The organism is Anabaena sp. FACHB-83 (assembly GCF_014697485.1).
Classification (GTDB): domain Bacteria; phylum Cyanobacteriota; class Cyanobacteriia; order Cyanobacteriales; family Nostocaceae; genus Nostoc_B.
The window spans coordinates 271,204-285,184 of sequence record NZ_JACJRY010000001.1; the positions used below are offsets into that span (position 1 = coordinate 271,204).

A 13,981-nucleotide genomic window follows, 5' to 3' on the forward strand; every position below is an offset into this window, starting at 1 on the left:
TATGGATATTTTTTAGATGAGTTTATATCCTCTAACTGCTGCAATCCTGTTCTCTATAGGACTCATATTTGATTTGGGAAAAAAATCAGTACACCCAGATCAGGCTTCTCTCCTACTCCCTATTCCCCATTCCCTACTCCCTGCGTACACAACTAGATTCAGGAATCAAACCATATTCCTATATTTGCTTTTATAGCCAATATTTATAAGCGGCATAGGCCATAGTTACCACACCTGTGATAATCGCCGACTCATCGATTTCAAATTCGGGATGGTGTAATGGATAGTTGATGATTCGATCTTTGAAACCGACACCCAAGCGAAACATTGAACCAGGGGCGTGTTCTAAATAAACAGAAAAATCTTCCGCGCCAAGAGAAGGTTCGGGTAAAACTTGGACGCGATCGCTACTCCAGGCTTCTTCTGCGGCTGATTGCAACAACTGGGTTAAAGAATAATCATTTTGGACGCTGGGGACACCTTGACGGTAATTAACTTGATATTTTGCGCCGTAAGCATCACAGATATTCGCCACAATATTTTCAATCCAATGAGGGAGATGGGCGCGGGTTTCGGGATGGAGCGATCGCACCGTTCCCCACAACTGCACTTGATCAGCAATCACATTGGGCGCTCTACCACCCTGAATTTTCCCTATACTCAACACTACAGGGCGCAAAGGATTCTGAGTCCGGCTGATGGCTTGTTGCAAAGCTGTAATCACTTGTGAAGCAATCCAAATCGCGTCAGTTGCTTCATGGGGACGTGCGCCGTGTCCAGACTCACCAATAATCGTAATTTCTAAATCATCAGCTGCGGCTGTCAACGCTCCGTAACGTATCCCAATCGAACCTGCGGGGATAGAAGGAAAAACATGAACGCCTAAAATCGCTGAAACATCCTGCATCGCCTGATCTTGCACCATCCAATTCGCACCCTGGGCAATTTCCTCGGCGGCTTGAAATAAAAATCGCACCTTCCCGCCCAATTCATCAGCGATTTGGGACAAGATCATTGCCGTACCTAACCCGACAGTCGTATGTACATCGTGACCACAAGCGTGCATCACCCCATCTTTACGGGAAGCATAATCTAAACTTGTACGTTCTTGGATAGGTAAAGCATCCATATCAGTCCGAATCGCTAATAAACGCTCATCGGTTCCTGTACCCCGCACTTCCCCAATTACACCTGTTTTTCCCACACCTTCTTGGACATGCAGCCCACTGGAAGACAGAACACCAGCCACAAAAGCAGCTGTTTGATACTCTTGACCACTGAGTTCTGGATGAGAGTGAAGATGACGGCGAATTTCAACTAAACGGGGTGCTAGTTTTGTGGCTATCTCTTTAATACGGGTTAACATCAATCAATTTTAGTTACGAGCTTTGTTCCCATGATAAATAAGTGCTAATGAACAAAATGTTCTTTATCAAAGGGAACAGGGAATAGGGAATAGGGAATAGGGAATAGGGAATAGGGAATAGTATAGGACTTACGCAAGAACTCTCTCAAACTCTCATTCCTCCGTGTCCTCTGCGTCTCTGTGATACCCTGCGGGAAGCCGCTTGCGCGTCTACGATTTTCTGTAGCCTGTGCGTAAGTCCTGTAGTAGACAAAAATTTAAACCATCTCCACTCCCAACTCCCTACTCACCACTCCCTACCGCTTACTTTCCACTTCCTCAGACTGGGTATAACAAGTTGTCCCTGCTTTAAATTTATTACATTGCTTGGGAATTACACGCTCAGATGACCACCAGTAAGGTTTATCGGAAGTGACATCACCTGTAGTTAAAGTAGTTAGTCGGAAGTTTGCTCCGCGAAAATTAGTAAAGTATAATTTAGCACCGGATAAGTTAGCGGCTGTTAAATTAGCACCCAGAAAACCTGTAAAAGACAAATCCGCACTTTCTAAAGATGCTGAAGTTAAATTTGTACCTGTGAAAGATGCTCCAGTGAGATTGGCAGATTTCAGGATTGCACCTTCGAGATTTGCATCGGTTAAATCTGCATTGGTCAGATTCGCTTCGGATAAATTTGCTCCCTTTAAAATAGCCCCACGCAAGTTGACACCAGCTAAATTAGCTTGATTGAGGTCAGCACCACTCAAATCGCAACGAGGACAAGCACCCGATTTTCTGAACTGTTCTAGGTCTTGTTGATTCAGCCCCAAGGCTTTTTCGGTTAACCCCGTGCAAACTATTAGAGCAACAATGCTGGCAATCTGGAGTTTCATAGGTTTTACGGATATTTGTGTCTGTGATCAGTTAAACGTAGAGTTACTGTCATACTTAACATATACACATATACCGTTAACTCAGCAAATCCTAGCAATGAAGTGGTGATGAAGAAGCTATAAAAATAGTATAAATTCTGATTTTGGGACTACACAAAACCAAATTTAGGCTTTAAGATTGATTCGTAAGGAACTATACAGAACTCTCTATAGACTATCACATATTCGATCCCCCCAGCTAAAAGAAAAGTAGCTGGGGGGATATTAATTTGAGCATTTATACTGTGTTGAGTCAGTTAGTGATAATTCGGTATATCTATGTAGGGCTTACGCACAAAGGTTATTTGTGAAGAATGGGGATGAGGGAGAAGTTAAAAGTCAAAAGTTAAAAGTCAAAAATTGTCTGAGGTTTAACTTCTGACTTGATGTTGCCTGTTCCCTTTCCCGCAGTGGCTTAACTTAGCGCCATCCTAAAAAACGCAGTCCGGGAACAATGAGGTAATGACTGACCCCTAGCCAAAAGCATGTAAAAATGGCGACTAAAACAAATAAAGCCAAGGGTAGACCTAATTCTGTCCAAAGTGGCTGGGGTGAAAAATAAAAGACTGTGGCGGGGAAGCCTAAAACAAATAAACCAGAAAATATCACTGCTGTGCCTAAAGCGGCGACTAAGGCATAAACTATGTGATGACTGCGAAACCCAAAGCTGAGGGATAGCAAAAATATTGAGACAGCAATCATCACGACCAAACCATCACTGCTTTGTTTGGGTGAAATGAGTTCCCAAAATAACCAACCAAATCCATAGCTAATCATACCCATGAGTGATGCGACTAAAAACCGCCGCCTTTGACCAAAACACCCGGATAAGGTGAGTCCCCAGGCGGTTCCCAAACCAGCACTCACAAAGACTAAAATATCTGCACCAAAGTTAGTTTGAGCATTGGGAATGAGTTCTGGTAGTTGACCCACGATTAATTGCACAATGCGATCGCCTAAAATTGTGCGGTAAGCTACAAAAAAACCGATAATTGTGCCTAAACAAGCTCCTAAACTAGATAGCACCATTGCCCACACAATCGCTACACAAGCTTGAATCATTTTCAGCAAGGCTTTGGCAATAAACAAAGCTGTTTTACCAATTGCTGTGAGAAAATCGGTAAAAGCTCGTTCAATGGTTTGAATTAGCCTTGTTAAGTTGTTGCTGGCTGAATTTGAGTTTGGTGGTTGGGAGAATGACTGCGGTTTGGCAGATTTGTTAATTTTTGCTAACCGTTTGAGAATGATGGCTGCATTAGATGGACGCGATCGCACGTCTTCCTTTACCATCTCATCCAGTAAATCAGCAAACTGTGAGCTAATATTCACTCGATTCCGCCACCGCAATTCCCCAGTCTGCAAATCTTCCATCTCTGGCGGATACTTACCTGTGAGTAATTCAATCATTGTCCGGCCAAGAGCATAAAAATCAGCCGCAGGCCCCACATTTCCCCCAGTAACTTGTTCTGGCGGACTGTAACCAGAAGAAAATAACCGCGTTGAACTCGACTCTCGGCGCTGCATAGCAGCATTTATTTGTTTAACACCACCAAAATCAATTAATACTAATTGTTCCCACCCTGTTTTGGGTTGAGTTGGTGGCGCGGTTGAGGCTGGTATCCGCAACATTAAGTTAGAAGGTTTAATATCGCGGTGAATAATTTGGCATTTGTGCAGTTCTTGTAAAATTTTCACAGCTTGGGTGAACCAGTTGAGTACCAAATTCTCTGGACATCCTTGAGGATAATTATTCATAATTTCATCCAGAGTCGGCCCATTGATTTTTTCCATCACCAAACAAGCTAACTGGCGCGGTTTTGGACTGCTGATATTTACCTGAAAAAAACCATCAGCTTCCACCTTCGGAACACCAGGATGCTGCAAACTAATTAAAACTGCTGCTTCTTGTGTAAATAATTCCTGGGCTTTTGGTGAATCTTCCACCAAAACTTTTAGCACCTTTTCAGTTTGAGTTTTTTCATCCCAAACTGTATAAATTTGGGCAAAACCACCAGAACCCAATGGTTCCAGTGGGACATAGCGGTCTAGCAACTGTAGCAATGCGCCACAGCTGTTACAAAATTTGTTTCCCCAAGGTTGGGGGTAAGGACGTTGACAATCAGGATTTATGCAGTGAACCGCCCTTTGAGGGATATGGGACACAACCGCTACAATACAAACGCTGAGTTGATTTTAACCTATGGCCAAGAGTCAATGGTCATTTGTCATTTGTCATTTGTCACAAGTCAGAAGGATGAAAGACAAAATTTCATACTTCACACTTCATACTTTAAACTTCACAGTTCATACTTCCTAGCTGTATCCATCCCAAGCAAGGGGGAATGTGTAATCAGAAAAGAGGGGAAAATTTGGATTGTCACTGCGGGTTTCTTCATCCAATACATTGACAACTTTGTTATATATATCTTCTGCCTGTTGGGGAGAATCGCCAATGCTAGTTAATCCTAATTTGCCAAATTGAGAGAGACATCCCATCAAATGAAAAACTGTGCCTGTTTCTGTACCACTATCAAAATGTAATCTGTGATGGGCAATAATATCCATTAAATCGTTTGGTAATAATCCCCGATAGCGGTCTTTTTGTAAGTTATCAGTGGCAATATAATATTTAGGGCGACCTTGCTGACTATAAAACAATCCTGTGGACAAATCATAGCGACCATTTGTTAATAGTTTTAAGGTCATGAAAGGATGAGTTGTACCACCTTTACGTAAGTTAATTTCAATTGCTTGAATATCCCAATTCTTATTACCTTTGTCAACGGTGACAAAATCAACACCAAATCTTTCTAAGGCTCCTTTTTCTGCCAGCTTTCTGCCAACTTTTAAGCCTAATTGTTGCAGTTGTAGGCGATAGCTTTCATCGGCGGGAAAGCGACATCCAAGATAAATTTGACCATCTGGCCCGCCAAGAATTTGGTCGTGGGTAGAGAGAATTTCAACTTCGCCTGTGGGTGTAATGCGTCCTTGGACACTGGGAGAACGCTTGATTTCTCCTTCAATAAATGCCTCAACAATTGCGCCTAATTCTGTGATTCTTCCTGAAAAATTTGCCCAAGTTTCTTGTTTAGCTTGAAAGCGCAGGGTAGAAAAGCTGTTGTTAATTGCTGCTATTCTTGATTCACTGGTAGCTTGCCCTGGTGCTACATTCATAATTGGTCTTAAATCGAGTAGGGCGTTACCTTCTCCAGAAATGCCTTCGTTGAGTTTGACTACCATTCTTTTTAAGGTTGGTTGGCGTTCCCATAAATCGCTGGCTGCTGTTGCTAATTCTTCGGCGTTCCAAACTCTTTGACTGCCATCTGGATGGGGAACTTGACTTTCTGCAAAAATTTGCCGACTGCCACTTTTTGTTCCCCAAATTTGTAAATCTGGTGCGGCAGCATATAACGGTACATTTAATTTTAAAGATAATTCTGCTTCTAAATCTGTGGCGTTGTAGCAAATCATAAATGATTTTTCCAGCCTTAAAGCTTGCCGAACTCGGTCTAACAAGCGGGGACGTTCTAAGATTTTTTGGCTGAGAGGTTGCAGAGAAGAATCATAAGTAGAAAGTAAAAGTAGGCGATTGCGTGCATGAGAAAATGGAATGCCTGGTAACAGTTGCAAATAGTAATCAATAATGCTGGGATGCAGTGGCATTGAAGTAATATAAATTAGCCTTGTGCGAGGATTTCGCAACCGCATTAAAGAAAATAACAATCTTTCTTCATAATGTTCACAACCTTCTACTTTTTGCAGTTCCCGTTGATCGATGCTGAGGGAAGGAATAACCACGATATCTGCTTCACTATTATCAAATAGCTCAATGGTTTTCCAGCGATCGCGCAAAGTTGACTGCAAGCGGCGAAATTGATCAACCTGATCCAACTTTGAAACATTTAAAGTTACCATAATCCCTGCCCTGTAATGATCCCCAACACTAACCTCTTTCTTCGGTATACCGCACAGCCAGCTAGATGTGACTAAGCCTTAATACTTCTTGACTGCAAATATTAATTCCAGGACTTACGCATCAAAATTTTCTGTGGGGATTGGGTGTGAGGGTGAAAGGGTATGGGGTGTAAGGGTTTTGAATACTTACACCCTTATACTCTCATACCCCTGCAACCTGTTCTAAAACCTTATTTTTTCGTTTTTTTGCGTAAGTCCTAAATTCTTTACTCTGTCATCGTAGAGATTTTTGTAATTTCTTGCCTATGCACCCAAAGTAAGAAAAATTAAGTATTCAAACAGGCATATAACCAGATTAAAATACCATTTTACACTGTTAAATTACTGATATTTTTTGGCGCGATCGCTAATCAACAAAAAACTCTTAACATCCCAACAAAATTAATAAGTCAATAGCAATAAATATTAATAATTTAAGAATAGGACTTACGCAAAAACCCTCTCGAATCCTCTTAACTTCGTGTCCTACCCTGCGGGAAGCCGCTATCGCGTCTATGCGCCCTTTGTGGTTCGTTTTTTCATGATTCTGCGTAAGTCCTGAAGAAAAGAAAAATATTCCTAAAATTCACCCATAACCAAGGACAAATGACAAATGACAACCTTAAATATTTAACTTGATTTGTATCAACTTATTTACATAAATATCTTGGCAATTAACAATAACACAGATATCTTTATGTATAGAGATGTTGCAGACAAGACCTTGAAACCAGCTAGGCGCTAATTTCCTTCTAAACTAAAACAACGGTGTCTGCAAATTTATTACTAATTGTTCGTGTCGGGGGTGGGTAATGAGCCGTCCAATAATTCTTGGGATTGTGGGTGATAGTGCTGCGGGAAAAACAACACTAACTAAAGGTATCGCTCAGGTACTAGGGCCAGAAAATGTTACGCTGATTTGTACAGATGATTACCACCGTTACGATCGCAAACAACGTGCTGAAATTGGCATTACAGCTTTACACCCAGACTGCAACCATTTAGATATTATGCAGCAGCACCTGTCCTTACTCCGCACAGGACAGCCAATTCTCAAACCTGTTTATAGCCACAAAACAGGCACGTTTGAGGCTCCCCTATACATTAAGCCGAATAAATTTGTCATTATAGAAGGCTTGCTTGGCTATTCTACCCGTGCCGCCCGTGAATGTTATGATGTCAAAGTTTACCTTGCACCCCCCGAACCCTTACGCGCCAAGTGGAAAGTTAAACGAGATACGCTAAAACGCGGCTACACTCCCGAACAAGTATTAGCAGAATTAGAGAAACGCGAACCAGACTCAGAACAATTTATTCGTCCCCAACGCCAATGGTCAGACATTGTAGTGAGTTTTTATCCGCCTAACGGTGAAGTAGATGAAAGCAATGGTCATCTGAATGTGCGGTTAGTGCTGCGTCCCACGATTCCTCACCCTGATTTCACCCCAATTATTAATTTGACCAGTGGTGTTACTGGGTCAGCTATTCGTTTGGGATTAGACCGCGATATGAATAAACCAGTGGATGTCTTGGAAGTGGATGGACACGCGACCTTAGAACAGGTAAATAAACTCGAACATATCATCTGTTCGGATATGCCCCATTTACGTAGTGTATGCGATCGCGAAAGTAATCCCGAACTTGGCAAAATTGCGGGTACAACTGGCGAAACCCTACAAAGCTATCCCTTGGCTTTGACTCAGTTAATTATTACCTACCACATGCTGAAGGCAACGCAAATGTATCAATAGTAAGACTTCCGCACCAAGATTATCTGTGAAGAATGGGTGTAGGGGTGTAAGGAAGGGTATGGGGTATACCCGAATTTCTCACGTATGGGTAGCGGGTGTGGGGAGTGTGGGGAGTGTGGGGGGAAAGATTTCTTCACCATCCTCCCACACTTCCCACCCCTCCCACCCCTCCAAAACCTTTACACCCTTACACCCTTTTAGTTAAAAGAATAGTAGGTTGGGTGTAGCGATAGCGTAACCCAACAAAGTATGCGTGAATGTTGGGTTCCATTCCTCCACCCAACCTACACCTGTTAACTCCATTAATTTTTTGCCATTTCTAATCCCCGCCAAGATTGATATTTATTTTTTTCTGGAATTCTACTTGCGAGTGAAGTATCTATTACTTAGTTAGTGCATGAATTGTAGGTGTAAGACCTAATTATTTACTGGTTGTAGTACCTACTATTGCGGCTGAGATACTTTTTACCAAGTAATCGAAAGCACACTATACATAACCTTGGGTCAAAACTACCAGCATAGATAAAACTCTAAATTAATTTCTAAGTACGAGCATCTGAGGCGGGTAAACTATGAATGGTCACTCATTTCTAACTTCTGGCGATCAGCAAAATAACAGTTATCAATATGTTGTAAATAATACATTTGGTTTGCCAAGTCATGAGGCTAATGGTAGTGGACAATCTGCCGTCAAAGAAAGTTATTTACGCGCTTGTGCTTTGAAATCAGCGAAACAAGGAAATTATCATCAAGCGATCGCTTTATTAAATGAATTAATTCGTCGTTATCCCCACAACGCTGCTGATTACAACAATCGCGGGTTAATTTATTTTCAAAGTGGTGAAAAGCAAAAGGCTTTTTGTGATTACAACACAGCTTTAGATTTAAATCCCAATTTGGCTAGTGCTTACAATAATCGTGCCAATTACTATGCAGCTTGTGGAGAATTAGCCGCCGCTTTGGCTGATTACGACCAAGCAATTGATTTGAATCCCCGTTATGTGCGAGCTTGGATTAACCGGGGGATTACTTTCCGCGATTTAGGGCAGTATGAAGAAGCAATAGAGAATTTGGAAATTGCCCTCTTGTTTGGTCAGTTAGAAGCGCATATTTGGTCAGAACGTGGCCGGACTTATCATCTGTGGGGTGATTGGAATTGTGCGATCGCTGATTATCGTCGTGCGATCGCACAACTATCTACAAACCAGAATAGCGACGTTTCAGGTTATCGTTTGCGCTTACAAATCGAAACTTGGTTAAATGAACTACTATCGCAAGGCTAGGGAATAGGGGGTCAGAATTAATTTTTTCTGTTCTCCCAAATTGCTACAGCCTCTTTTGTCTAACAATAGCCAGTAGACAGGTATTGCTCTTTTTTGCTCTATTAAACTGATTACCAATACATTTTGTGAACGCCATTACGTTCTAGCGATCGTAAATATCAGATGTTTCTCTCCTGTTTTGAAATTATTTTTACCCATTGTTTGAGCAGGGGGAACCACAGATATGGAATTGATACCATTTCACGAAATTACTGATAGAAATCGCTTCCTCTGCAACTCTGCTTCTGGTCGCCGAGCGTTCGCGCAGCGTCTCCGTCAGGAGAAGTCGAGGCGCTACTTGCATATCCGTATCATTTTTAAAGTGAAATGGTATGACAACTGGAGTGGTAGTAAAAATCTTTGTCTACTGCGCCGCCTACTTTCAAATTTTATCGGTTGTGGAAATCTCGATTGTCACAGCTTTATGAAATCTAATTACAAATTAGCAGCACAAGCAACAGAATTGAGCAATGGACTGTGGGGTGTCACCGTTGGTGCTTGGGCAACTAAAGTCACATTACCTTTACCATCTTGTACCCAGCCTTGGGCGGGGACAATTTGAGTTTCTAGAGTGACAGAATCTAATTCTCGTTTACTTATATGATGGGGTGTATAACTCACGCTATTTTCACTTTCACCATCAAGAGTAATCCAATTTACTAAAACCGAGTCATCCATTAAAGGGTCTGTGGGGCTGGGTGCAATTCCGCCCTTACCCGTAGCAATCAAAGAACCTCTTTTGAATTTTCCCCCTGGTTTACAATATGTGGCAATTTGCCGCGAAGCATCAAATGGTTCTGCGGGGAGTTCGAGCAAACCACGACTGGGGTCAACATCAGGCGTGTTGATTTGAATAGTACCGTTTAATGAAGGGTTTTGTTGGGAAAAGGCGGTAATATCGCTGGTGGGGAGTCGGTTGGGGTTTAGTTGTCGAGAATCTTCAGTACCTAAGAGTTGTACTAAGTCAGCGCGAGTGCGTGGCACAAATCCAAATATATTATTGGCATTAATGATAATCCTACCACCAGCACCAGAAAAGGCATTGGCTGTAATATCGTTATTACCTTGGGGAGTAGCGACGATAAAACCACTAGGTGCATTGATAGTGATGTTTCCACCATCCCCTGGAGCATTGGCTGTACCTGCATTAGTTGAGATTTGACTATTGCGTCGCAATAACAGTACATCCCAGACTTGTAACGTAATATTTCCGCCTCCGCCTGTTTGACTATTGGTGGAGAGTTGCCCTCTGTTATCCAGCAAAATTGAGTTAGCCTTGACATTTATTGCACCGGCGGGGCCTAAATTACTGGGATTGCCTAGATAAACGCCCAATCTTGGTACTCGACTTGTAACGTTGATGGCAGCACCATCTCGGATAATCAATTTTCCAGTCGTTAGTGTCAATTCTCCAGCTTTTCCAGAACCGAACGTACTAGATGACAAGGTACTACCAAAACCGTTAGGTGAGGTTCCAATCAGTTCTACAGACTCAGAAGCATTGATAGTTAAATTTCCTGCGTCTCCTGTAGCTGGTTGAAATTCGGTATTTTGCGGAGGAATAGTAAATCCACTGGATAGTGTTGATATCTGTGCGCCATTTTGAAGCAGTAACCTCCGGGTATTGATGTTTATATCGCCAGCTTTTCCTTCACCACTAGTTGCGCTAATCAAGAAACTAACTTGATCGAAATTAGTATTTGGTAAGGTAAAGCTACCAATTAATTGCACAGAATCAGAAGCGTTGACAAATAAGTTTCCTCCTCTACCCTTTCCTGCTGTAGAACTATCTACTTGTGCGCCATCTCGAACAATTAATTTTTCAGCATTAATAATTAAATCCCTACCGTCTACACTACCTGTCGTCCGACTAATCAAGGTAACAAGATCACCAGTTAATTCCACTGTCTTACCCCGTACCTGGATACTACCACTGCCTTCTCCACTAGCATCTACAGTAGACGGCATTTCAGCAGTTCCTTCAATTAGTTGAATATTCCTGAAATTCTGGACTTTTTCATATCCTAATACCCAGCCTTGGCTATTGGGGTTAAGGCTAACTAAACTATTACTAGCAACACTTCCTAGCTCAATTCGTCCCGACTTTGCTGTTAAACTTCCACCTTCTAGTCTAATGTCACCGCCCACAAGTGCTAAAGTTTTACCTGCTTGTACTTGTAAACCTACAGGTTTCTTAAAGATATTAATTGCATTACCTGGACTAGCTTGAGATTGATTGCGGATAAGAGCCGCAGTTGAGCCAAACTGTAAACCAATAGGAATATTGATTGACAATGTAGGTGTTGTTTGGGGTTCTGTAGCACTAAATTTTTGACCATCGGCAAAGTTAATACTACTGGCTGTAGTCGCTAAAAATGAACCACCAATATCTAATACAGCATTAGGCCCAAATACGATCCCGTTGGGATTAATCAAGAATAAGTTAGCTGTCCCTTCTGCTTTCAGAGTGCCATTAATATCAGAAATCGATTGACCTGTCACCCTGGTAATAATATTTTGAACACCTGTACCATTTTTGAAATCTGCTATAGCTTCTCTTGTTAAAGAAAACTTTTCAAAACTATGAAATAGATTGCTACCCGCCAGCGTACCACCTGTAATTGTTGTAATTTTATCATTGGTTGTAACTTGCGAATTATTTGGCAGAGTTCTATCTGGGATAATTTGGGCAGTTGCGGAGTTAGCACAAAAAGCTATAAAGCTACCTATAGCAATTCCTAAGCTTTTAAGCTGAAACTCAAGATTATTCATACCCAAATATTGCACCCATCTACAACAACCTGTGATTTATGGAATTATACCAATAGACATCTCCAAAAATGAAATATACGTAATTTGAAAAGTTTGAATAACAAGATACCCCACTTCTTTAAGAAGTCGGGTATCTGATGTTGACTAATAGATTGGCTGTAGTTTTAATGAGTTGATATTTTACTTAATGCTATTGCCTTAGCGTAAAATCTTTAAATATAGTATTTTAAATCATTTAAAAATACTATATTATCTCACTAATAAGACTTAACCTAGCAAACAACCCATCTACCATTCACCATACAAATATCTGATACATACTTACTGGGAAATTTTGGTGTAGTTTCTGTAACTTGTTCGTAATTAACAGTAGGGCTACTAGGTAAATTAACCTCTTGGTTGATATTAGCGATAGCCACATTTCCATAGAAAGCTATGGTACAACTAACTGTAAACACTAAAGCTTGAGCGTTTATCATTTTATTACTCATGGGTTATTTTTTTCTTTTATAGAACTGACCTAAATTTTATTAGCAGGCAACCCATTTGCCATTAACTAGACAACCTTCCTTTAGTTTTTTTCCTGGCAGTTCTAGTGTATTTTCTGTGGCTTCTTGCTCACTAGCATCCCCATTAATTCCAAATTCATTGGTGTTGGTGCTGCTGTCTAATTCAAAACCACTAATTTCTGACACTACATCATTTTCAGTTACAACATCTAAGTCAGAGTTATTCAAGCTTTCTTCAGTTTGTAATTGCTCTACGTTTTGAGGTTCCATAATTACTTCCTTGTTTTGTTGATTGTATGAACGAATTGTTTTGTCGTGATAATAATGACTTCAGCGTAGCTCCTAAGAATTACGCACGAGTTAACAAAAGTTCATGTTTTTTCTGCGAAATTACCCAAATGCACGTAAAACTGAGGGTTTCTGCCAGTTGTTTGAAGACACAAAGTTATTTAGGGGAATATTTGTAGGACTTGAGTTCTGTTCTGCAACTGAGCCACGGGTGCATCCCAGTTTTTATTTTTCACATAGAGGATAATTGTCATTGCGTTCGCGTAGCGTCTCGCAGAGAGGAGGAACGACGACGCAATCTCATGCACTCGTTCAAAGTGATATGATTTTGCGATTGCTTCGTTCCTCGCAATGACATATAAAAAAGTGGGATGCTCCCGTTGCTAACAAATCCTACGTGTATTTCAACAATCAAATATGAGTCCTAATATATAATAAATATAAAGAAATATAAAGAAACAGAAGTGATAGTTTTCTAATATCAATTGATATGATATATACCTAACTGAATACTAGTGTTTTAATCCCAAAACTGGGGTCTAATTTATGAATAGGAATCGTGTTTGGATGCAAGGTTTAGGAGTTACAAGCATAGGAATTGTAATTGCCTTTTCTGGAAATCCTGCTATTGCTAAAAATAGTGAAGATATTAATTCAATTGAGAATTTTAGTGGCATTACAACCCAGGAAGCTTATATACTTACAGAAAGTAATCAAACTTTGTTATCACTCCCGAAACAAAATACAATCTTATTAGCGTGTTACTATTATAAGGGTCAATGGTATTCCTGTGGTTTTCCGCTAAAACCTGAATCAGAACAAAAAATGCAAGGTAATCAAGTAATTCAGAAAAATCGAAATATTCAAAATATTCAATTTAAAAGAAACAAGTAGTTTATGTAGGTTGGGTTGAGCAATAGCGTAACCTAACATTGATCTCGAAAACTCAACATAAATGCTGGTGTTGGGTTGACGTAAGGAAACCCAACCTACTAGCTAGACGATTTGCGATTACGTCACTCCGCTATCGCTTCGTTCGTAATGACAAGTAATTTACTGAACATATATTACATTTTGCATGAATTGTTTGATCGCAAGTTTTGTCAGG

The 13,981-nt window shown here is 40.8% G+C and carries 10 protein-coding genes; 3 read left to right on the forward strand and 7 right to left on the reverse strand.

Features of this window, described 5'->3' with window-relative positions; translation table 11 throughout:
* Positions 1 to 190: 190 nt before the first annotated feature.
* The 4 genes from H6G79_RS01130 to H6G79_RS01145 form a co-directional block, all read right to left on the reverse strand.
* Complete coding sequence (locus H6G79_RS01130; protein WP_190588002.1) at positions 191 to 1,366, reverse strand: M20 family metallopeptidase; 1,176 nt, start codon at positions 1,364 to 1,366, stop codon at positions 191 to 193.
* A 296-nt stretch (positions 1,367 to 1,662) separates the two neighbouring features.
* Entirely contained in the window at positions 1,663 to 2,238 is a 576-nt protein-coding gene (locus H6G79_RS01135; RefSeq protein WP_190588003.1) for a pentapeptide repeat-containing protein, read from the reverse strand.
* A 459-nt stretch (positions 2,239 to 2,697) separates the two neighbouring features.
* The gene (locus H6G79_RS01140; protein WP_190588004.1) at positions 2,698 to 4,440 is read right to left on the reverse strand and encodes a protein kinase domain-containing protein; all 1,743 of its coding nucleotides are present in this window, start codon (positions 4,438 to 4,440) and stop codon (positions 2,698 to 2,700) included.
* Between the two features lie 150 nt (positions 4,441 to 4,590).
* Positions 4,591 to 6,192 carry a peptide ligase PGM1-related protein gene (locus tag H6G79_RS01145; protein WP_190588005.1) on the reverse strand — a complete coding sequence of 534 codons (1,602 nt, stop codon included), beginning with the start codon at positions 6,190 to 6,192 and terminating at the stop codon, positions 4,591 to 4,593.
* A gap of 851 nt (positions 6,193 to 7,043) precedes the next feature.
* Between H6G79_RS01145 and H6G79_RS01150 the strand changes: the two genes are divergently transcribed.
* Together H6G79_RS01150 and H6G79_RS01155 are read left to right on the forward strand one after the other, a co-directional pair.
* Positions 7,044 to 7,982 carry a phosphoribulokinase gene (locus tag H6G79_RS01150; protein WP_190588006.1) on the forward strand — a complete coding sequence of 313 codons (939 nt, stop codon included), beginning with the start codon at positions 7,044 to 7,046 and terminating at the stop codon, positions 7,980 to 7,982.
* Positions 7,983 to 8,554: 572 nt separating this feature from the next.
* The gene (locus H6G79_RS01155) at positions 8,555 to 9,265 is read left to right on the forward strand and encodes a tetratricopeptide repeat protein (protein ID WP_190588007.1); all 711 of its coding nucleotides are present in this window, start codon (positions 8,555 to 8,557) and stop codon (positions 9,263 to 9,265) included.
* A gap of 474 nt (positions 9,266 to 9,739) precedes the next feature.
* On the opposite strand, the gene H6G79_RS01160 is transcribed toward H6G79_RS01155, so the two are convergent.
* From H6G79_RS01160 to H6G79_RS01170, 3 genes are all read right to left on the reverse strand, one after another.
* A complete protein-coding gene (locus tag H6G79_RS01160) occupies positions 9,740 to 12,076 on the reverse strand; it encodes a filamentous hemagglutinin N-terminal domain-containing protein (RefSeq protein ID WP_190588008.1) in 2,337 nt (778 codons plus the stop codon).
* Between the two features lie 272 nt (positions 12,077 to 12,348).
* Positions 12,349 to 12,567 (reverse strand): hypothetical protein, encoded by a 219-nt coding sequence (locus H6G79_RS01165; RefSeq protein ID WP_191049339.1) that lies wholly within the window; start codon positions 12,565 to 12,567, stop codon positions 12,349 to 12,351.
* A gap of 39 nt (positions 12,568 to 12,606) precedes the next feature.
* On the reverse strand, positions 12,607 to 12,855 hold the full coding sequence (locus H6G79_RS01170) for a hypothetical protein (RefSeq protein ID WP_190588010.1): 249 nt from the start codon (positions 12,853 to 12,855) through the stop codon (positions 12,607 to 12,609).
* 564 nt (positions 12,856 to 13,419) lie between these two features.
* Here H6G79_RS01170 and H6G79_RS01175 point away from each other — a divergent pair.
* Positions 13,420 to 13,767, forward strand: coding sequence for a hypothetical protein (locus tag H6G79_RS01175; protein ID WP_190588011.1), 348 nt, complete (start codon positions 13,420 to 13,422; stop codon positions 13,765 to 13,767).
* Positions 13,768 to 13,981 lie beyond the last annotated feature (214 nt).